Raw genomic sequence first — 22134 nt, 5'->3', positions numbered from 1 at the left:
TTCACAAATACAGTTTTAAATTATTTATTATTTACTCATTACCAAGGATATATTGATATGAATTCGGAGCCAAATCTGTTAAACCGGATTACAATTACTATTGAAGCTAATAATCAACAGGTAGCTAAAAAAGTATTACATGGCTCCCTGCTTAATCAAACCAGTATAAATAAATTACTCAATTCATACTTTAATGAATATAACATTCATCATGATATCTCTTTAGAAACATTAACCCTCAATCTTGGTGAAATAAATTTTCATGATTTTAATTCACTGTTTCCTGCTCGCCTCAAGATGGAACTAAATAAAGCATTCAGCCAATATCAGATAAACAACCATAAGGAAGAAATTCTACTAAATAAAACAATATCAAATCAAATCACCGATAAGCCTTCTATATCTGGCGATAACAATTTAATTAATACAGAGAATTTCATTCACTCTTTATATCAGAAACATTCCCCATTAAACCTAACGGAGTCAATAGAAGATAATAGAAATAACGACATCAAAAAATTAATAAATCAATTAACACAAATAGAAAACAAATCCGCGTTATTATTAGCAAAAAGCTGTTTGTCCGAACAGAGTTTAAAACGACTCTTGGCTATCAGACAACCCGCTTTATTAAGCGCCATCAATCGCAGATTATCGGAAAACACCAACGAACCACAATATCAGGAGGAACCAGTCTCACCCGGGCAACTGATACTCAATGCATTGAGATATATACAACGGCATAATACACAGAACATCCCCAAACCTGATACAAAAGTGATATCTCATATCACAACCGAGCTAAATAAAATTTCACAACATGATGAACCTATTATGACATTATTTCGTCAAGCTGTAACTCACCACTCCCCGTTAAATAAGTGGCTAAAACAGCTCTGGCAAACAATTCCTATTTCACAACTCTGTAAAAAACATCTATCAGTTCAAGAATACCAATATCTATCGGAACACTTTATTTCAAATAAAGCAGATAAAAATAGATCCAATTCAGAATCAGCACCGGATATATCCGTTACAGGAGTCAATAACCGAAGCCAACTTCGAACTATCAACAAGTCACATTCTAAATCCGTTTTATTGCCTGAAAAAACCACCCTATATCAAGTCAGTAACACCGGAATATTAATTTTATGGCCGATGCTACCAGCACTATTTAATCAGCTTGGTTTACTTGAGGAACAAAAATTTATCCATCGTCAGGCCCAGTTTAGTGCCGTCAATTTCCTTGACTACCTGATTTGGGAAACCGAAGAAACACCAACAGAACGAAAAATGTTGAATAACGTTCTATGTGGGTTAATGGCTGATGAAAATAGTGAATCAATCTCTATTGAACCAGAAAAACAATTAATAACCACACAATGGCTGGATGCTATTATCACCCAACTTCCTGCCTGGAAAAAATTAAGCCACAATGACGTCCGCCAATTATTCTTACAACGTCCGGGTGAATTGCGAATCAATGAACAGGAAATCAATATTACAATACAACAACAACCATTCGACGCATTATTGGCCGATTGGCTGTGGCCATTAAATATCGCCAAACTTCCCTGGCTGGATCGCCCTTTACGAATTGACTGGCAAAACATTTAAAAGGTTTATATGGACTATCTACTGACAAATAATCACGGTGAACTTCAACCTATAACCCCTGAATTACGCTGGCTTTATTCCCATCTGGAACGTATTGACCTGCGATTGCAGCACTATTATTACCAGAAAAGAGACAAATACGATTCATTGCCGGAGAGTTTTTTATTTGCCGAAGATGAAATAGAACAACGTCTGGCAGAACCATTCGGCGTTCCTCATTGGCTACCTAAAACAGATAATATTATTCACTGCTCAGAAACAACCGAGGAAAACCCTGCCTTTGATCCATTATCACTATTGGTTGAACGTTTTGAACTCACTGAATTTGAACGTGATGCCTTGTTGCTAGGTTTATTACCCCATTTTGACAGTCGTTATCATGCGTTATTTGCCGCTCTAAATGGTAACAGTAAAAAACAGTGGCCTAGTTTTGCTTTAGCAATTGAATTATTTAGCCAGCGTCAAAGTGATTGGCAATTACTACAAAACAGCTTGTTACCACAAACACCATTAATTAGTAACCACCTATTACGGCTCAATAACTACGAAGAATCGGTCTGGTTACAAACGCAATTTTTAACCCACAGTGCTATCTGGCATTTTTTATCAGGCCAGCGGGTTATTTTACCTCCTCTAACAACCTGCGCTTATTGGAGTATCCCGGTCTCACAAAATTGGTATCCACAAACTCTTTTTCATTCACTTGGAAAAATCTTATTGAATAAAACTGACGAGATTCTTCCACTGGTAATACTTAGAGGAAAACAGGACAGTGCCAGAGAATTAGCAGTAAGCAATATTATGGCTTCTCATGATATCAATACGTTAACTCTTGATTTAGCCCGTCTGCCAGATGATGAAAACCCAACTGAAATAGCTAACTTGCTGGCAAATGCAATACGGGAAGCCCGTCTACACGATGCCTGCTTATTAATCCGCAACTTCTCTTTATTGATACAAGAAAAGAAAACATGGCATAACGAATTATCCACCCTACTCAATCAGCCTAAATTACGCATAATTTGCCTGGCAGAACCACAAGATTCATTAGTATGGATTAAACACCTGCCGATGGTACAAATTAATATGCCAGCACTTACTCTGGCGGATAAAAAAAACATGTTACAAGCAAACTTACCGAATACTGTTGCTCAGAAAATAAATATGACTCAATTATGTCAACGTTTTTCATTTACAGCAGAAACATTACCGCTCATTCTTAAAGAAGCATATCAATACCAAATACTCCGACAACCGGAAGGTCAATTGGAAGAAACCGATCTACGTAAGGCATTAAACTTTCGCGCTCAACAAAATTTCGGTAAATTAGCCCAACGAATCACCCCAAAACGCAATTTTAATGATTTAGTGATTTCAGATACATTGGCACAACAGTTAAAAGAAATCATTGCGGCCATTCATTACCGTGACCAAATTCTAAGCGCTGGATTTCAGGAAAAAATCAGCTACGGCACCGGTATTAGTGCATTATTTTACGGTGAATCAGGTACCGGCAAAACAATGGCCGCAGAAGTGATTGCCGGGTATCTTGGCGTCGATTTAATTAAAGTAGATCTCTCAACCGTAGTGAACAAATATATTGGCGAAACGGAAAAAAATATCTCACGCATTTTCGATTTAGCCGAGGCGGATTCCGGGGTACTATTTTTCGACGAAGCCGATGCCCTATTTGGCAAACGCAGTGAAACCAAAGATGCCCAAGACAGACACGCTAATATTGAAGTTTCTTATTTATTACAACGGCTGGAGGATTATCCAGGGTTAGTCATTTTAGCCACCAATAACCGCAGCCATTTGGACAGCGCGTTTAATCGCCGTTTTACCTTTATCACCCGTTTTACTTATCCCGATGAAGCATTACGTGAAAAAATGTGGCAAAAAATTTGGCCCGAACAACTGATATTATCCAATGAAATTGATTTTGAACATCTGGCTAAACGGTCTGATTTAACCGGAGCAAACATTAGAAATATTGCCTTATTATCATCGATATTAGCCGCGGATGATAACAATGGACAAATCGCAAATAGGCACATAGAGCGAGCAGTGATACTTGAATTAAATAAAACCGGCCGATTGGCTTTCTAAATACTCAGTGGGATTGGAGTCAACATGACAACTATAATTGCTTCTGACAATATCATTATTGAAGTGAATAAAGCATTAAATGCCATTTTATCGCAATATTTACAGATACCAGGTTCACAAATTGATATTCGCTTTGATCTACCGGAAATTAATTCAACCCAATCGGAACCGACGGTGAGTGTATTTCTGTATGATATACACGAAGATCTACAATTACGCACTGCTGAACCAAGGCGTTATAATCCTGCAACCAGCATATTATTACCAGGATGGGTTAATATCAATTGTAACTATTTAATCACCTACTGGGATGCTAATAAACCCTCAAGTGACAGCTCCAGCCCAGATAGCCAACCGGATAATCAGGCGGCACAAGTGATGACACGGGTTTTGAATGCATTAATAAATAATCGCCAATTAACTGGTATTCCCGGTGCCTATACGCGCGTTATTCCACAACAGGAGAATTTAAACAGCCTGGGTAATTTTTGGCAGGCTCTGGGTAATCGCCCACGCATCTCCTTACTCTATTCAATTACTGTGCCAATGAAGCTGAAAAATATTGAAAATAATATCATATCTATTAGCCAAATATCCTCTACTGTAGATCAAAAATCTGGCCTGGACAGTTCACAAATAAATCAAGCCCTGACAGATCAATTATGTGCAGAATTAGGCGGCACAGAAGATGTACGTCTTGCCCTTGCTAAAGTGAATCTGACAACCGAGCCTGATACAGAAAACAATAAAAACCTGGAAAATCAAAATGTTATTGTTGAAGTTTCCGGTATTACCGGTGCAACTTATTTATCACAAATAAAAGATATACTTAAAAAATGGAAAAACAACCAACAGGCTATTATAAAGATAAATGGTATTGGTATTATTGTTTCTAAAGAAAATTCTGATAAGTTAATTGGAATTTAAAATTAATTCTTATATTAAAATAACTACCAATCATTCACCTAACAAATAATCATTCATTAAAAACAATTATTTTTAATATGTTTATTTGAGATTTCCATGTTATAAAACTATTAACTTAATCCACATGTTATTCATTGTCATTCTTCAAACTCTATAGGTGAAATAATGCTAAACGAATATGTTAAAGATCATGGTAAAAAAACAAAAAATAATGCAGAAGATCCCCAAAATAGGGAGATAAACAGCAATTCTTTAGAACTTTCCAGCACACCACCACCACCACTACCAGAATTATTTCCCAACCTTCCTCAGGAAAGGTCACCAAATAATGTAGGAAATAATAATCCGTTCAAACCAAAAGATGAAAATGTACTTTTCACTGAAAGCGGAACAGTAGAATCTGAAGATTGGGAAATATCAGAACAGATAAAAAATTATCTAGGAGAAGGCGGTTTCTCTACAATTTCTAAAGCAATCAAAGAAGTATTGAAAAAAGAAGACATAAAACCATTGGACCCCATAGGCGTTACTATGAAAGGAATAATCGAGGAAATGAAAAAAGCTGATGAAAAATATAGGCAATATAAATACAACGATGAAGATATAACGGATAACCCTATAGCTTGGACGAATCCTGATAATGGAAAAATTTATATAGGAATAAATTCTCCAGAATACTCGCATTTGAATAATAGAGGAGAATCTGAGCTCAATTTGGCAAAAATAATATCTACAATAATTCATGAAAGCCTTCATGCGTCATCACATCAGCATAAAGGCTTACAGTCTCAAACTGATACGAAAGCAGACAACCTAAATTATGATGAATATGTGACAGACTATTTTGCAAGAGAAGTTTATAAACAAATATTACCCGATAAAGACTATGTTACCAATTATTTTACTAAGGGATTAGACGGTAAAGAAATTAAAATATGGGGAGGAAATATTGTTGAATTTATGATTCAATCAAAACATTCTTCTTTGGAAGAAATAAGACAAGCTTATGCAGAAGGTAAACCATTTAATAAACTAGATGGTAAATTACTAGAGGATTGGAAAACATATGCAAAATTGGGGAAAATACCTGACCTACCTAATCAAAATTAATGGGTGAAGTTATCTCAGTCAGATCAATTATAGAGCCTTAATAAATAAAAAAACAATCTCTCATATGAATATTGAAGTACAAAATATCCAGTAAGTTATTTAAAAGAATACCAATCTATTTATTTGCATAGTCATGCATGTTACACTTACCATGCTAAATATTGCAATATATTTATTAAAATAATCATAAGGTGATAACATGTCCAGCACATATTATAATAAAAATGATAACCAAAAAATGTCACTACAGGTACCATTAAGGCAGATACTCTTCTATATAAAACGACCGCTATCCCAGATTTTTTAGACAACGCAGAAAACCTAGGTTTAGCAGAATATAAGAAACGACATGAAGATATACAAGATTACTTAAACCTAGGTAACTTTGAAGATGCTGAAAAATTCAAAAAAGATTCACAGTGGACAGGGCAATATTTCGCCTTAGAAAAAAGTTCTGATGAATATGCAGATGGAGCACCAGATAGCTACAACGGACTACTGGAATACGTAGGAAAGGATCCGCTGAAAAAAGCAGAAGTTTTCTTGTACACGTTTAAAGTAACAAAAGATATCAAAGTTCTCAAACCACACAACAATTCTAATTCTTACTACGTAGGCAATGCATAAGGTTGGGAGAAAGCAAAAGAGATAATGAATGATGTTCAATCTCAATCCGAAAAGAATGACAACCCATTTTCCGAGTTAAAAAACCTAGAAGACAAAAACTTTCTCCTAGAAGAACTTGGAGAAAAAGGATATGCATGGATGGGGCTACTTCATCCAGAAGAAGGAACTGAATTTTCTTATGAGCTCGCAATCAGCCCCAACCTATTACGCCAGCATCTCACTTTGGAATCAGAAGAATTACTTGGTACCTATACCAAGACCTATATAGACAACAATAAGAAATATGCTTGCTGGAAAAAGAAGTGAGATTTTTAACTTCGCAAAAGAGTTTAACTCATTTATCCATGCCTGTTCTTTAAAAATTTATTTAAGATAGTCAATCTCATGCATTCCCATACCTCTTTAATAAACTTTCCCCCCTTAACTAATCAAATCGACAAGGGACAAAAATAACTTACATAAAATAACTTATTTTAGTAGCTATAGAGTGATAATTATGCTTAAATATCCAATTAATGAAGCTGATAAAAAATCCCTAAAAGACAATTCACAGATACTTTTAGCTTATAATCAACTATCTGAAGATGATGATAATTATGATCCAGACGAAGATAAGGATGGTCCATTACCAGATGATATAACTTCCGGTCAATTTAAGACATTAGAATATCACACAGTAGCCAGAGCTATTAAAGAAGCAATAGACCCAGAAGCATCTTTCATTTTATATCGTGGAGTAAGCAGCAAAACAGCCTTGGACATGTATCAAAATAGTAGCGCAGGAGGAGAAACTGCCAATACCAATACCCCACCTCCCACGACAAAAAACGCTCGCCAACAAGTAGGAAAAGGCGCATATTTGCCAGAGTTCTCGGTAGATGAAGAGGTATTTAGTCGTTTCTCAAGGAACAGATATGGGATCATCGTTAAAATAAAGTCAAAATATTTATCTCTAGGTAGCAAAAGTGAGTCAGGTTTTGTTGCAAATAAAGATGCTCCTATTGAAGTTTTAAAAATATATGATAGAACGTTTGGCAAGCTAGAAGAAAACTTACCAAATGCATCGTGAATGACGTATTAAGGATACTATCGTTTCACCAGGCAAGAAAGGAAATACCATTAAAGGATCATCAACTCACTCAAAAAACAGTTGCTATAGCGTTCTTTTGCCGATATAGCGTTGATTTTTTCAATCATTATCAGCTAATGTCTGATAAACCACTAATTATAGATGAGTTTAACTTTTGACGGGTTATATTTTTACTGCTTTCTTGATATGAAAAATAATCTGTGCTAAAAGAAGAATATCTGGCGCGCCAGTAAAAAAGTTCAATAAAAAATAAATGGGAGGATATTTATCAATAAATTCAATGATTCTAATAACCACATTGTATTAATTTACATTCAAAGATTCGAAAATATATCTATATTATATTGACAATCAAATATCAACAACACATTAATAAATATATTATTCATTCCTAATATATTTATTAAAAGAGTCAAAGGATAATAATATGTTTCTCTCAATCAGTAAAAAAGATGACCAAAGAACAAACAACGAAGAATCAGAAAATATAGAAACAGGCAGCCATCTAGAAATAAACCCTGAAACCGAATCAAACGGTGTCATTATAGACACGATTGAAGCAGATACTTTTCTATATAAGACAACAGCTATCGAAGATTATTTAAATACAGCTAAAACACTGGGTATAGCAGAATATCAGCAACGACATTTAAAGCCAGAACTCAAAGAAGAATCACAGTGGGCTGGTCAATACTTAGCATTAGAAAAAAGTCCTGATGAATACAAAGATAATGCTCCAGAAAGCTACAACAAACTACGGGAAAGCGCAGGAGAGAAACCATGGGAAAAAGGAAAAGTACTCACAGTATTCTCATACAAATTTAAAGTAACGAAAAAAATCAAAATTCTCAAACCGGACAGCCATTCTGATGCTTACTATGCAGATGAGTCAACAGCAGGCTGTAAAAAAGCAGACGCAATTAGGAGGTCTGTGCAAACTCAATCCCAAAAAAATCCTCATCTATTTCCCGAATTCACAAACCTAGAGGAACACAATTTTCTCCTACAAGAACTAGGTAAAAAAGGCTATGCATGGAAGGGACCACTTCGTAAAAAGGAAGATAAAGTGAAAGAATATTTATATGAACTTGCAATCAGCCCTGAATTATTAAGCGATAACCTTAGCCTAGTATCGCAAGATCCAATAGGTACTTACAAGCTGAACGAATATGGCTATTGGGAGGAAACCACTTTAAAGAATAAAAACACAGCTATCAATATATCATGATAAGTTAATCAAATAAATTATCTGCATTACTGTTATAATCGATAACACGATAACCCGACTTTCTGCCTGTTCTTATGAAATCGAAGATAATACTTTCTGAGCCTGAACGAATAACATTGCAACAACTCGCTTTGAATCACCCACACCGGGACATTCGTACGCGAGAAACGGGTTTGTTCATGCTTGCCAGAGGAATCAAGCCGTCCCAGATCACCGCTGAAATAGGATGCAGTCTCCGGGTTATCTATACTATAAACGAACCCGCCTGTCGCTTAAAAAAAGCTCAACGAAACGGAGTTTGCTAAAAAATCCGCCTTGCTGAATAAAATGAAGGCCGGAGCACGGTTAGGGCATTACCGTCTGGTCTATTTTGATGAGGCGGGTTTTGCCACGTCTTCTCCGGTGCAATATGGATGGAGTCCACGGGGTAAGCCCCATGAAACTGAGCCTCAAGAGCATGACAGACGGTCAGTTCTGGGGGCGTTAAATTACACGGATAACACGCTGTTTTACCAGACAACGTCAGGCAGTATCACGCGAAATGACGTGATTGATTTTTTAGCGCAGGTCGCCAAACAAGGGGACAACCGCCTGACATTTTTAGTGTTGGATAATGCGCGTATCCATCACGGGATCGAGGAAAAAATCAGAAATGGCGGGTTACGAGAACACAACATGCTTTTACTCTATCTTCCCGCTTACAGCCCAGAGCTGAATCTGATTGAAATCGTCTGGAAACAGGCCAAATACCACTGGCGACGTTTTATCACTTGGACTCAGGATACAATGGAGTATAAGTTAAATACTTTATTGAAAAGTTATGGCGACCAATTTGCAATTAACTTTTCTTGAAAACTTAATAGAGATATCGAACACGCGGTTATATATGGTTTCAGTCATCATCGCATGTCAGAGATGGCAAAAGCATTCTCCGCTAACAAGAACCCTGTTACCATCGATGAATATAACGCCGGACTTAGAATCATGGGAGAATTAAATTTATCTGATTACTTCAGGATTTCCCAAGATCTTAAGGAAAATAAACTCCCTGAATTGAGCGAGAAAAATATAGAAAATCACTCACTAAATTATCTGGTTGCTATGGAGGTAGATACGGAATCGGCTACTCCTGATATTAAAATGAATGCCAAAGAACAACAACATGCTTATACTAAAGCATGGAGTTTTTATATAATAAAAAATTAGACATTCAAAGTAAGATAAATAATCTTATACCAAAGAAGAAAAATTTCTTTAGTAAATTGATCAGTAAAAACGAATACCAAAAATTAGATGAATTTATCTATAAAAATAGTAATGGTAACAATTTAACCATGCAAAGACAGAGAGACATATTAATGACGTTTGCTTCAGCCGAAAATGCTGACGATGCTAAAAAAAACTTATCAGAAACAGAACAATCATGGCTAAAAGATATTATAGCAACTGCATTTTTTAGACAAACAAGTAAACTAGGAATGGATTGGTTTATAGAACAACTTGCTTCACCCGATTTCAGATTCGTTGTCGCCGGATATAACGGAGAAAAATTGACTACCGATCAGATAATATCAGATAAACCATGGAAAAATGGCAATAGAAGGAAAGATGGAAAAGATGGATATGCTGAAGCAATAACTTTCTCTGAAATTCGTCATGCTTATAGGAGAAAATACGATGACAAAATAAAATTTATTAATAAATATTCATAAACAGGATCTTTAGCGGCAATCTGTTATTTTAGCTAGAAAAAAGGCTTTATTTATGATCTGATAATTGTCGCCAAACAAAATACCGAGAGCAGAGAATAAAGCCGATGACAATTATCTCCACAAAACCTTAGTTAATGCCATTCTTCAGTGACGCTTTTCTTGAAAAAACCGCCCGCCGATGTGGCTTTATGGAGCAGCTCTGGAATATTGGGCCACCGTCTCTGGTTCTCAGTCTGATTGCTGCACTGAGCAAAGGAAACTGTACCTCCATCGCTGACCTGCATCGGCAGTTTAACGGCATGTGCCTGAGTGAAAAACAAACTGTTACCAGCAGGTTGGGAAAAAGCAGATGTGGATTGGATCAGGCACTGGCCGCAGTGCGACACGGTAATACGCTGGTTGTCCCAAAATTGGATCGACTGGCACGTTCTGTACCGGATGCGCGTGACATTGCAGATTCATTACAGGCGAGAAGCATCAAATTGGCTCTGGGCCAGAGTATTTATGACCCGACAGACCCACTGGGGAAAATGGTTTTTAATGTGGCGGCCACCTTTGCGGAATTCGAAGGTGATTTGATACGCCTGAGAACGAAAGAAGGCATGGCGATAGCCCGTGCAAAAGGAAAACTGCGGGGAAAACAGCCTAAATTGTCTAACAAGCAACAGAAAGAATTGTGCAGGATGCACAGGACGGGAGAGTATTCGATCAGTAATTTGACCGAGCTTTTTTCAGTATCAAGACCCAAGGTTTATCGGACACTGACCCGCAGCAGAACAGAAAATAATAGCTAACGAGAATTGGTCATGAGGAATCAACAGCTAAAAAAAATCCGGCAAGAACTTGATACATTGGGACTCATTGAAAAAGATCCGGATGTGGTAGGTTATATATTATTTAATAGAACCCGTAATACGCATAGCAACCGATTTGCGACGATGGATGAAAATGAGTTTGGCATGGCGATATATGCCAATGATATTGACGGGACCTATTTAGCACCCTCACGACTTGATGAGTTAATAAATATTGATTTTTTACCGATATCAGATCAGACCAATATTACTGTTATTTCGGTCATTGAGAATCCATTATTTGGATTAATGCTGAAAAAACAAGAGTAAACTTAAGGTGACGGAAATTTCGGCGGTTCCGGCTTACCGATGGTATTCGGTTAGGAAACAACGATGTGATAAAATAGGGTTTAAATGATATTCAGAATACAGGAAGGTAATAGAAATAAAGTGGTTAGAGAATTTTCTGACAGTCATTACGATGACAGGGCGCGAGCATACTTTGTTTGATATTCAGCCAAAGAAAACTTTTGCACGGTAATCATCACACCAGCTGGCTTTTTTAAGCTTATTTCTTTGGCTTGGTGCCCCACAATCACATTGTTTGACCATATTCAAAACAAGACGCCGGAATAAGGCCAGATTCTCAATTGCACCTTCCAAAACAATCCGTGAATCATCTTCTTTAAAAACGACATCAAGAATATAGTGCTGGCTATTTTCAATTCGCCAATGCTGACCAATGTAATACCCCAGAGATTTATGTCGGGGGGAAAGCGAACTCACATAATACGAGGTATCTACTGTTCCTTTACCCTTTTGTGTCCGATGACGCTCAACCGCAATAATGCTACGAATAGTTGGCCATCTCTCGGCCATTTCGGGTGTGAATTTCGGTTTTAACTGGAAGACATAGCGCTCTTCACGTCGGCCATGGGCNTCTTGCTTGATTTCGTCATCACTTGCTCTTTACCGGCATCAAACACGGCCTGAAATTGAGACTGAACGGCTTCCCACAGCTTAGGTTGATTTTTCTTCACCTGCACAACCACATGTGCTTTCTTTTCGCTGATTTTTTCCAGTGTTTCACGCTGGCAATGCAGAGCATCAAGGGTCACGATACTGCCTTTTAGGTTAAGGATATCCAGCATCTGGCGGACGATACTGATTTCCCCATTTTTGGTCGCAGTCGCTTTCTGGCTTAACACCAATCCCGCCTCGGTATCATAGGCAGTGACCAGTTGGACGGCGTTTTTCTTGTCGTTACGATAGGCGCGTCGCAGAACTTTCCCATCAAAAGCGATGACGGGTTTGCTCCCCAATTCACGCTGCTCATTAACCCAGTTGAGTAAGGCTTCCAGCAGGGAATCCAGCTCGATAGCGCGCAGTATTCTGGCAATCGTATGCCGACGGGGTATCCCAGTAGGAAATGGACGATATGTTTGCAGCCACTTAATTTTTGCCCGGCCGTAAGTCTCAATGTCTTGCCAGCCTTCGGCTCCCGCCATGATGGCACTGACGACAAGGAAAATCACATCAATCAGCTCGTACTGACGATTAATATCAGAGCGTGTTTCTTTCACAACGGATAAATGTTCAATCAGGGTCATATGCAAACGATTAGAAGAGAAATAAGGTTCATTAGATCATGCCATTACTTCTCATTCAAGAGGTGTTAAAAAAGTATGCTCGCGCCCTGGTGTTCCTCATTGGCTACCTAAAGCAGATAATATTATTCACTGCTCAGAAACAACCGAGGAAAACCCTGCCTTTGATCCATTATCACTATTGGTTGAACGTTTTGAACTGACTGAATTTGAACGTGATGCTTTACTGTTAGGTTTATTACCCCATTTTGACAGTCGTTATCATGCGTTATTTGCCGCTCTAAATGGTAACAGTAAAAAACAGTGGCCTAGTTTTGCTTTAGCAATTGAATTATTTAGCCAACGCCAAAGTGATTGGCAATTACTGCAAAACAGCTTGTTACCACAAACACCATTAATACGTAATCATCTATTACGACTCAATAACTGTGAAGAATCTGTCTGGTTACAAACGCAATTTTTAACCCACAGCGCCATCTGGCATTTTTTATCAGGCCAGCGGGTTATTTTACCGCCTCTAACAACCTGTGCTTATTGGAGCATTCCTGCCTCGCAAAATTGGTACCCGCCAATTCTTTATGATTCACTGGAAAAAATATTATTGAATGAAACCGACGAGACTCTTCCACTGGTAATACTTAGAGGAAAACAGGACAGTGCCAGAGAATTAGCAGTAAGCAATATTATGGTTTCTCATGATATCAATACGTTAACTCTTGATTTAGCCCGTCTGCCAGATGATGAAAACCCAACTGAAATAGCTAACTTGCTGGCAAATGCAATACGGGAAGCTCGTCTACACGATGCCTGTTTATTAATCCGCAACTTCTCTTTATTGATACAAGAAAACATGGCATAACGAATTATCCACCCTACTCAATCAGCCTAAATTACGCATAATTTGCCTGGCAGAACCACAAGACTCATTAGTATGGATTAAACACCTGCCGATGGTACAAATTAATATGCCAGCACTTACTCTGGCGGATAGAAAAAACATGTTACAAGCAAACTTACCGAATACTGTTGCTCAGAAAATAAATATGACTCAATTATGTCAACGTTTTTCATTTACAGCAGAAACATTACCGTTCATTCTTAAAGAAGCATATCAATACCAAATACTCCGACAACCGGAAGGTCAATTGGAAGAAACCGATCTACGTAAGGCATTAAGCTTTCGCGCTCAACAAAATTTCGGTAAATTAGCCCAACGAATCACCCCAAAACGCAATTTTAATGATTTAGTGATTTCAGATACATTGGCACAACAGTTAAAAGAAATCATTGCGGCCATTCATTACCGTGACCAAATTCTAAGCGCTGGATTTCAGGAAAAAATCAGCTACGGTACCGGTATTAGCGCGCTATTTTACGGTGAATCAGGAACCGGCAAAACAATGGCCGCAGAAGTGATTGCCGGGTATCTTGGCGTTGATTTAATTAAAGTGGATCTCTCTACCGTGGTGAATAAATACATCGGTGAAACGGAAAAAAATATCTCACGCATTTTCGATTTAGCCGAGGCGGATTCCGGGGTACTATTTTTCGACGAAGCCGATGCCCTATTTGGCAAACGCAGTGAAACCAAAGATGCCCAAGACAGACACGCTAATATTGAAGTTTCTTATTTATTACAACGGCTGGAGGATTATCCAGGGTTAGTCATTTTAGCCACCAATAACCGCAGCCATTTGGACAGCGCGTTTAATCGCCGCTTTACCTTTATTACCCGTTTTACTTATCCCGATGAAGCATTACGTAAGAAAATGTGGCAAAAAATTTGGCCTGAACAACTGACATTATCCGATGAAATTGATTTTGAACATCTGGCTAAAATATCTGATTTAACCGGAGCGAATATCAGAAATATCGCCTTATTATCATCCATATTGGCAGCAAATGACAATATTGGACAGATTAAAAATAAATATATAGAACGTGCCGTGATACTTGAATTAAATAAAACTGGCCGCTTGGTATTTTAAAAATTAAGTAGAATTGGAGTCAATATGACAACTATAATTGCTTCTGACAATGCGATTATTGAGATTAATCAAGCATTAAATGATATTCTAATTAAATATTTAGACATTCCCGGTCAAAACATTGATATTCGTTTTGATCTACCCGAAATTAATTCCATTCAATCAGAACCGACAGTCAGTGTATTTCTTTATGAAATACATGAAGATCTACAATTACGCTCTGCCGAATCAAGACGTTATAATCCGGCAACCAATACATTATTACCGGGATGGATAAATATTAACTGCAATTATTTAATGACTTACTGGGAGCCGAATAAACCATCGAACGACAGTGCCAGCCCGGACAGCCAGCCAGATAATCAGGCGGCACAAGTCATGACGCGTGTTTTAAGAGCATTGATTAACAATCGCCAATTAACCGGTATTCCCGGTGCTTATACCCGGGTTATTCCCCAACAGGAGAATTTAAATAGCTTAGGTAATTTTTGGCAGGCTCTTGGTAATCGCCCTCGCCTCTCTTTACTTTATTCCATTACTGTACCTATGAAACTGAAAAATATTGAAGACAATGTAATCCCAGTCAGTAAAATATCCTCTTCTTTGGTTCAAAAACCCAGTCTGGATAATTCACAAATAAACCAGGCTTTAATAGATAAATTATGCGTGGAATTAGGCGGTACAGAAGATGTACGTCTTGCCCTTGCTAAAGTGAATCTGACAATTGAACCTGATACAGAAAATAATCAAAATCAGGAAAATGAAAACATTATTGTTAAAGTTTCGGGTATTACTAGCGTAACTTATTTACCACAAATAAAAGATACACTTACCAAATGGAAAAGCAGTCAAGAGGCTATTGTTAAGATAAATGGTGTCGGCATTGTTGTTTCTAAAGAAAATGCGGATAAGTTAATTGGGATTTAAAATTAATTTTTATACTAAAATAACAAACAATCATTCACCTAATAAACAATTACTTATTAAAATTAATTATTTTTAATATTTTTATTTTATTTTCCCGTGTTAGTGTTAATAAAATTAAAACAGTGAAACACTAATTTAATCCATATATTATTTACTATTAAATCAATCCAACCCATAGGTGGTAATATCATGCCAATAATAAGTGACCTTATAAAAAAATTCGAAATTAGCCCTCAAGCAGCTCAAGCTATTGGTGCTCCTGCAAGATCAAATAGCAGTAAACAAGCTGAGCACCAAACTGAACACCTTGAACTTGATACATCTAAAAATAGAAGAGATAGAAAAGATTTAAATGCACAAGCCACCCCAAATCAACAGCACACCAAAAAACTAGAAATCGAAGTAAAGAACAGTGGCAGTGAAAGTAAAGCACAAGCGCATACACCAGATTTGGTGATGAAAAAAGGAAGCTCAGTAACACCGAACACTCGCAAAAGTCCGAATGAAAAACTCAAAGCTAAAGATATTTTCCATAGGTATAAAGATAGACTTTCGCCTTCCGATAGAAAATTACCATTTGAAATAATGAATGAAATCACCAATAATGAAATAGCATTCTCCTCTGAAAAAGCACCCGAAAGTCATTTAGATAAAGTAAAAGATAAGAAATTCACGCTGAGGCATTATACTTCTGGAAATGGGCAGAAAAAACCTACATTTAATGAGATTGGATCAAATTTTAATTTGGTAAATAAAGGAATAAAAACATTAAAGCGTACTCAAGGAAGCAACACTAATGAAGATGATTGGAACCGTCTAGGAAATACGGCATTTACTTTCTTCTTGTTAGCAATAGATGGAGAAGTATCTGATAGAGAATTCCTGTCTAATAAGACTCACTTTGCAGAAATTGATATAGAAAACCCTGCTGAACTTAAAGAACTTGGGTTAGATGAAACTGAGTTCTTTGCTTCTCCTGATTTGCTTCACGAAAAAAATCTTTCCCAAGCCCCTGCTGTAAAAGGGAAACTATCTGACTTAAAATCATTATTATTAAAACAATCTGGCATAAAACCAGTTCAATTACAGTATTTAGGTGCAAAAGGGATTCTGGAACGTATAGATAGTAAGTTTAATGGCAGTCTTGAAATAAAAATCCCAGGAAACGTGAAAGTGAAGGAATGGAAAAAAGTCGAGAAATAAAAATTTAATCATCGATATTTTATTATCATCTCTTTTCACACATTTTTTCACCAAAATATTAATAGGAGATAATATGTTATCCACAGAAAAACACAATAAAGATACTAAACACCCAAGAAATAGAGAAAGAAAATTCTCAATACAACCAGAAAACTCTACTCAAGATGATGAGGATATAAAAAATAATTCCTTAGGAGTTGGGCTAGATTTAGATCAAATGATAAGAAATACGTCTTCCACCTTAACAAATGCCCCTCAAAAACCCGAAGATGGATATTACTATCATATTTCCAGAGGAAATAATTTACAAAGCTTCCTACAAAACGGATTTAAACCGCAAGGCTCACCTGGCCCAACCTTATCTGAAGAAGATTTTTCACGTAGAAAAATTGGTATCATAAATATTATCTACTCTATTATAGCCACGACTATTAATAAAAACCCTAAAGCAAAGAGAATCTCTAAAGATAATTTCCTTATGCCTCAAGAATTTTGGCATGAGTTCAAAAATTTTTATCAGAACATCCCCACTCAAACAAATATCGATGAACAATTATTAAGAAAATCCATTACGGAAAGTATCGACAAACTTGACCAAAATAAATTTATGGAGAAGCACAGTGCCCGTAAGCAAACTATTATCAACAATGAGAGAGAAGCTATTCTGCAACAAGATGAAAGGATTAACGAAATTATTTCAAGCAGAGCAAAAATGATACAGCAACGAGAAGCTGAAAATACTGAAGGATATATCTATCTTGCCCCACACAAAAACACACTTTTGGAATATATGAAACATTTACAGGAAGAAAAAAATCTATTTCTTATATTAGCAGTCAAAGAGGACATATTCACCGAAAAAGGATTAGAACAAGATCCACAAGAACCTCATGGGGCCGTCAGATATAAGGGAGCATTATCTACAGAAGAACTTAATTTTGTTAATCAAGAAGGTCAAATCTGCGCAATACCTGCATCTATTGGGGAAATGGATTATGGCGATTTTGTTTTAAATCAGCAGCAAGTCATAGATTTTTGTAAGAAATAAAATGAGGGTAAATATAATTTCAAACATAAAATTATATTTACCAGAGATAGAAACCCTACACTTTCGGCTCACATAAAAGGTGGAAAGAAAAATAACTTACGTGAAAAGCTATTTTTTAATGAAGACAAAGATGATAGAAAAGGAAGTTATTATAAAACCGACATTCCGCACCCAATTCAGGAATAAAAAGACTCGTATGGTGGCCCCAATATTTTCAGCAAAGCATTTTGGTACAGTTGCATTCCCGTCACCATCCGGTGTTCTTGAAATTCAAAGGTATTAATACCTTCGAAAGTTAAAAATACCCAACGAGCGGTGGGCGATTGCGTCTGCTGCTGCTTCATATCCGGGTAGAATGCCTTGCTTTGTTTCAGACCCGTGCGAATTTTATGTTCCAGCGCCGCATATACCATTAAACTACACGTCATCACCATCAATAAGGCTTCGATGCGTTCCGGTTTTTTCAGGTACATGGATGAGGTTAAGAACTCGGGACCTTTTAGGAATCGAAAACCTCGCTCACTTTTGCTGGGCTTTGTAATTGGTGAGCAACGTTTCCATATCCAGGGCTTTCTCGTCCGTTTCGTTGGTGGCGAGAATAAACATCCCCACCTTGAGTCTGGCATCGGCGGTTTTATCCAGTTGACTGTAAGCCCGGCCTGATAGCTGGTAATGAATCTGAGCGGGTTTATCTTTCGCCGGGCGTCCACGCCCTTGATACGTCATGATTTCCTTCGCTTGTGGGGCGTCAATCGCGATAAACTGGCATTCGGATTCAAAATCACGCAGGGCGTGTAACGCATCTTCCTTGCAGGCAAACGCTTTTTTGCACAATTTTTCAAACGCTTTCAGCTCTTTTTCCGTTGATTTGAGGGTGTTTTTCGTGAAAGTCTGTGCTTCACGTTGCGGGCAGCCGTACTGCTGAGCAGTAACCAGCGTTGCGGGATCCCGCCATAGTTGGATTCAATCCAGCATCCCGCGTAACCTTCGGTGAAAGGCTGTAGTTGGTGGGTATTCACGTTCCGCAGCTGCTGTTTGGCTTCTTTGAGCGTTAACGGCACGCGGGTAATGAAGTGTTGTTTTTGTTTATGCAGTGAAGTTATTGCCTCTTCACTATACAGGGCGGCATCGGCGACAAAGTAGCGGCTGTTTTGCGCTGCTTTCAGGCAACTAATATGGTGTTTTGTGACTTCTGTGAACGCTTTGGTATCGTTGGTATTTCCGCTCATTGCCTGCATGTAAACGGGTATCCCGGCCTGATTTTCACAAATCAGTTCAAGGATAACCTGGTTGAGGTCGGGGCGGTGGTCGCGGCTGTACCCCCGCGCCAGTTCAATGCGCTGCGTGTCGTCTTCGGGGGAGACTTGTACTCGCCATCCACGTGGAAACTGGTGATGTCGAGATGCACAGACTGGGGTTTTATGCCTAATTTATCAATGACCTGTTCAGCCAGTATCTGATAGACTTCTGATACGCCGGCCTCATATAAAGCATCCAGTGTACGGCCGAGGACGTCGTCATTGAGGTGGTCTGCGTCAATGCCGGGGCCCATCAAGCGTCAATCGGCTTGTGTTGGAAAAAACCGGAAAACATGTGCAGTGTCCGGCTGTGAAACCCCAGCCCGTTAAGGATCATCGCAAGAAAAGCCTCGCCATGAGAAACGGTGTGACCCGAATATTTTGGCATGATGGCATCAATGATACGGGGCAATCCGGCTTCATAGCAGAAAGCCGCGATGAGACCAAGGTGATCAAGACGTTTAATGGCAGGTTCTGACTTGGGCATATTCACTTTCCGGCAAATAAAAGTAATAGATCAAAATGGGCGATCGCCGTCAATCTCATGGGAGCAATAAATATGTAAAATATGCGTAAGATCACACTATTTTTAAATCAGGAATGAGGTGCGGAATGACGGTTGTAAAGGTAAGCCAATTAGCAGTTATGCTTGGGCTTTTGATAAGTGGTTCAGCTTTAGCTGACCTGCAATACGGTGGGTATACGCTCCATGCGGGTAATGATGGTTGGACGCGAGTAAACGGTGAAAAAGTTACTTCTCAGAAAATTACATTTCTGAAAGAAAAAGATGACTGGGATCAGGTAAAAACAGACATGGGCCTCATGCCTGCCCGCGACGGCAACATGTACGGCTTCCAGTTTATCAAGCGTAATGGTAAAGCGTGGCTGAACGTCCAGTTACTGCAAAACGCTATGGATGCGCCTAAAATCATCGGCTCTTTTCCTTGTAAGAAAGTAGCGGATTAAGCTATAAAAGCCCTTTACGGGCTTTGCGTCTCATTTTTCTGTAGAGGACTGGGGTTCCTTGTTTTCCTCCACGGCCAGTTCAATCCCCGGTTCTTGCTCTAATATTTTAGCAAGATCGGCGGATGTTAGGTTTTTAAACTCCATAGTGACACCATTTTTCTTAATTTTTACCTTCTTCCCATGCTTGGCTTTAATCCATGCGCACAGTATCGAGGCGATCATGAGACATGCGGGTTTTGAGTGAATGATCTCAACAATAACCGCTTTGGAGAGTTTTATGGTGAATACCGGTTTGGACAGTAACGTTCAATGGCTCCTATGCCAGTAAATTAAGAGTGATCATTTCTTTGCTGAGAGTTATCAGCATTCTTATTTTCAATGAAAAAGCTACGCTGACTATCGAAGGAACTTTGGTGAAGCATAATGAATATACGTCAGTCAAGTCTTTTGAAAATCCTGATATTTGATCAGCTATGCTGCTTAAATGCGTTGAACTAGCGGTTCAATCGAACTATTATCACACTAGTGATATCGCAATTTGATAACCGCTAAACATCTATTTACTTTAATTTCATAACGTTAGGAGGAAGCTATGACTCGGTTAGCAAGAGCGATGCGTTACTTTACTGCGCCTCCTGATAAAATTCTAATGCGGATCACGAAAGCATCTGTTCATGGAACCGCAATAGGTGAGGGGAAGATAATTGTTGATGAGAACGGCAACTTATCGTTAAACCCAAATAATAAAGAAGTTCAAGAAGCTTTTCTTGCAAATGTAAAAGCGGTAAGTGGGAAGTGAGGTTTGAATGAATTCAGAGAAAATAGCGTTCATTTTTCCGGCGACAAAAGATGCTAAAGGTAGAGAGGCGCCGATCCTCAGTTTTCGGTGTGCCGCATTACCTGCTGAAACAAAAATCACTATTGCTGTCGCTTTTGTTGGGCTGCACCAATCTAAAGACTATCTAATTTCTGTAGATATTACGGACAGCAACGGCACAACAATTCTGCATGGTCGAGCGGAAGAAATACCCGCAAAGATATCAGTAACCGCTGATGACCTTGAAGCAGAACCAACAGATGTGCCTGGGTTTTTGAGTGCTTCGGTTTCAATTAGAATAATAAATACCGGTATTCATATAATAAAATGTTCTATAGCCCGTGCTGATATGCCTGACGAGACTATTCATAAATCAGAAGCCTACTTTAGAATAATCCCACAGGAGGCATATAATGAATAATGAAAATTCTGTCATTGATGGCGTGCGATTTTCTAATGGCCGATGGTCATCTGCCCATACGCCACTAAATGACCATTTGCCTGAAACTGTAAGTCATGGTAGCGGAAACGGTGGAGGTGGAGATATGTTGGAAGCTCGTGTAGCAAGACTTGAGTCTGATGTTGAACACATCAAAAAATCTATTGACGAGATCAAGCTAGATTTCAGGGAAGCGAAAAAAGATATATCTGCAACCTCTAAAAAAATAGCAGAAATGGAGCCTTCTTTGCTTGGGAAGATTCAAGCTACCGAGTTATCGTTAAATAATAAAATTCAGTCAGTTGAATCATCGTTAAGTAATAAAATTCAGTCAGTTGAATCATCGTTAAGTAATAAAATTCAGTCGGTTGAATCATCATTGAACAATAAGATTCAATCCGTTGAATCCACATTAAGCAACAGAATCCAATCCGTTGAAACATCATTAAGCAATAAAGTTCAATCCGTTGAATTATCATTGTCTGAAAAAATTAGTGTTGTAGACAAACGAATAGATGGTGCTAAGGTTTGGTTTCTAAGTATATTAGTATTCTCAATTGCTATGCCTATCATTATGTTTTTGCTTAATCTCTACCTTAAGAAATAATCTATCACAAGCTAACAATT

General features: G+C 38.0%; 20 protein-coding genes and 3 pseudogenes. 20 read left to right on the top strand and 3 right to left on the bottom strand.

The features are described 5' to 3' along the window. Positions 1-57 precede the first annotated feature (57 nt). From PTE_RS16100 to PTE_RS16045, 12 genes are all read left to right on the top strand, one after another. The gene (locus PTE_RS16100) at positions 58-1617 is read left to right on the top strand and encodes a contractile injection system tape measure protein (RefSeq protein ID WP_036848741.1); all 1560 of its coding nucleotides are present in this window, start codon (positions 58-60) and stop codon (positions 1615-1617) included. 9 nt (positions 1618-1626) lie between these two features. Continuing rightward, complete coding sequence (locus PTE_RS16095; protein ID WP_036848738.1) at positions 1627-3726, top strand: ATP-binding protein; 2100 nt, start codon at positions 1627-1629, stop codon at positions 3724-3726. A gap of 24 nt (positions 3727-3750) precedes the next feature. Continuing rightward, a complete protein-coding gene (locus PTE_RS16090) occupies positions 3751-4653 on the top strand; it encodes a Pvc16 family protein (RefSeq protein WP_036848735.1) in 903 nt (300 codons plus the stop codon). Positions 4654-4818: 165 nt separating this feature from the next. After that, positions 4819-5763: a hypothetical protein gene (locus tag PTE_RS22935; protein ID WP_051477434.1), complete on the top strand. Its 945-nt coding sequence runs from the start codon at positions 4819-4821 to the stop codon at positions 5761-5763. 651 nt (positions 5764-6414) lie between these two features. Next, positions 6415-6696 carry a hypothetical protein gene (locus PTE_RS16080; RefSeq protein WP_036848733.1) on the top strand — a complete coding sequence of 94 codons (282 nt, stop codon included), beginning with the start codon at positions 6415-6417 and terminating at the stop codon, positions 6694-6696. Between the two features lie 190 nt (positions 6697-6886). Then, the gene (locus PTE_RS16075) at positions 6887-7459 is read left to right on the top strand and encodes a DUF4765 family protein (RefSeq protein WP_036848730.1); all 573 of its coding nucleotides are present in this window, start codon (positions 6887-6889) and stop codon (positions 7457-7459) included. Between the two features lie 448 nt (positions 7460-7907). Then, positions 7908-8708, top strand: a complete 801-nt coding sequence (locus tag PTE_RS16070) for a hypothetical protein (protein ID WP_036848727.1) — start codon at positions 7908-7910, stop codon at positions 8706-8708. A gap of 327 nt (positions 8709-9035) precedes the next feature. After that, positions 9036-9560 carry an IS630 family transposase gene (locus PTE_RS16065; protein WP_071992995.1) on the top strand — a complete coding sequence of 175 codons (525 nt, stop codon included), beginning with the start codon at positions 9036-9038 and terminating at the stop codon, positions 9558-9560. A 63-nt stretch (positions 9561-9623) separates the two neighbouring features. Continuing rightward, entirely contained in the window at positions 9624-9914 is a 291-nt protein-coding gene (locus PTE_RS16060; RefSeq protein WP_131601526.1) for a hypothetical protein, read from the top strand. After that, the gene (locus PTE_RS16055) at positions 9887-10420 is read left to right on the top strand and encodes a hypothetical protein (RefSeq protein WP_036848722.1); all 534 of its coding nucleotides are present in this window, start codon (positions 9887-9889) and stop codon (positions 10418-10420) included. Before PTE_RS16060 ends, PTE_RS16055 begins: the two co-directional genes overlap by 28 nt. A 188-nt stretch (positions 10421-10608) precedes the next feature. After that, positions 10609-11214, top strand: coding sequence for a recombinase family protein (locus tag PTE_RS16050; protein ID WP_241826193.1), 606 nt, complete (start codon positions 10609-10611; stop codon positions 11212-11214). A 12-nt stretch (positions 11215-11226) separates the two neighbouring features. Further along, positions 11227-11544, top strand: a complete 318-nt coding sequence (locus tag PTE_RS16045) for a hypothetical protein (protein WP_036848718.1) — start codon at positions 11227-11229, stop codon at positions 11542-11544. A gap of 183 nt (positions 11545-11727) precedes the next feature. On the opposite strand, the pseudogene PTE_RS16040 reads toward PTE_RS16045, so the two are convergent. Further along, positions 11728-12824: pseudogene (locus tag PTE_RS16040) on the bottom strand (ISAs1 family transposase). Positions 12825-12912: 88 nt separating this feature from the next. Here PTE_RS16040 and PTE_RS16035 point away from each other — a divergent pair. The 4 genes and pseudogenes from PTE_RS16035 to PTE_RS16020 all read left to right on the top strand — a co-directional run. Next, positions 12913-14809 (top strand): annotated as a pseudogene (locus tag PTE_RS16035) (ATP-binding protein); the annotation flags it as partial. A gap of 24 nt (positions 14810-14833) precedes the next feature. After that, positions 14834-15736 carry a Pvc16 family protein gene (locus PTE_RS16030; RefSeq protein WP_036848715.1) on the top strand — a complete coding sequence of 301 codons (903 nt, stop codon included), beginning with the start codon at positions 14834-14836 and terminating at the stop codon, positions 15734-15736. A 189-nt stretch (positions 15737-15925) separates the two neighbouring features. Beyond that, positions 15926-16939, top strand: a complete 1014-nt coding sequence (locus PTE_RS16025; RefSeq protein WP_036848712.1) for a hypothetical protein — start codon at positions 15926-15928, stop codon at positions 16937-16939. A gap of 73 nt (positions 16940-17012) precedes the next feature. Next, a complete protein-coding gene (locus tag PTE_RS16020) occupies positions 17013-17987 on the top strand; it encodes a hypothetical protein (protein ID WP_036848710.1) in 975 nt (324 codons plus the stop codon). A 176-nt stretch (positions 17988-18163) separates the two neighbouring features. On the opposite strand, the pseudogene PTE_RS22930 reads toward PTE_RS16020, so the two are convergent. Continuing rightward, positions 18164-19772, bottom strand: a pseudogene (locus PTE_RS22930) (IS1634 family transposase). 125 nt (positions 19773-19897) lie between these two features. On the opposite strand from PTE_RS22930, the gene PTE_RS15990 reads away from it, so the two are divergent. Further along, positions 19898-20251 (top strand): hypothetical protein, encoded by a 354-nt coding sequence (locus tag PTE_RS15990; protein WP_051477433.1) that lies wholly within the window; start codon positions 19898-19900, stop codon positions 20249-20251. Between the two features lie 30 nt (positions 20252-20281). Here PTE_RS15990 and PTE_RS15985 read toward each other — a convergent pair whose 3' ends face one another. Next, positions 20282-20473: a hypothetical protein gene (locus PTE_RS15985; protein ID WP_036848700.1), complete on the bottom strand. Its 192-nt coding sequence runs from the start codon at positions 20471-20473 to the stop codon at positions 20282-20284. A 370-nt stretch (positions 20474-20843) separates the two neighbouring features. Here PTE_RS15985 and PTE_RS15980 point away from each other — a divergent pair, with 370 nt between their 5' ends. From PTE_RS15980 to PTE_RS15970, 3 genes are read left to right on the top strand one after another with little or no spacing between them, the layout of a single operon-like run. Then, the gene (locus tag PTE_RS15980; RefSeq protein ID WP_036848698.1) at positions 20844-21050 is read left to right on the top strand and encodes a hypothetical protein; all 207 of its coding nucleotides are present in this window, start codon (positions 20844-20846) and stop codon (positions 21048-21050) included. Positions 21051-21057: 7 nt separating this feature from the next. Then, positions 21058-21489: a hypothetical protein gene (locus tag PTE_RS15975; RefSeq protein ID WP_036848695.1), complete on the top strand. Its 432-nt coding sequence runs from the start codon at positions 21058-21060 to the stop codon at positions 21487-21489. Beyond that, on the top strand, positions 21482-22114 hold the full coding sequence (locus PTE_RS15970; protein WP_036848693.1) for a LeoA/HP0731 family dynamin-like GTPase: 633 nt from the start codon (positions 21482-21484) through the stop codon (positions 22112-22114). Before PTE_RS15975 ends, PTE_RS15970 begins: the two co-directional genes overlap by 8 nt. The last annotated feature ends 20 nt before the right edge of the window (positions 22115-22134 follow it).

This window comes from Photorhabdus khanii NC19, assembly GCF_000517265.1.
Lineage (GTDB): Bacteria > Pseudomonadota > Gammaproteobacteria > Enterobacterales > Enterobacteriaceae > Photorhabdus > Photorhabdus khanii.
Note: the sequence above shows the minus strand (reverse complement) of the source record. Positions and strands in the feature narration are given on the sequence as shown.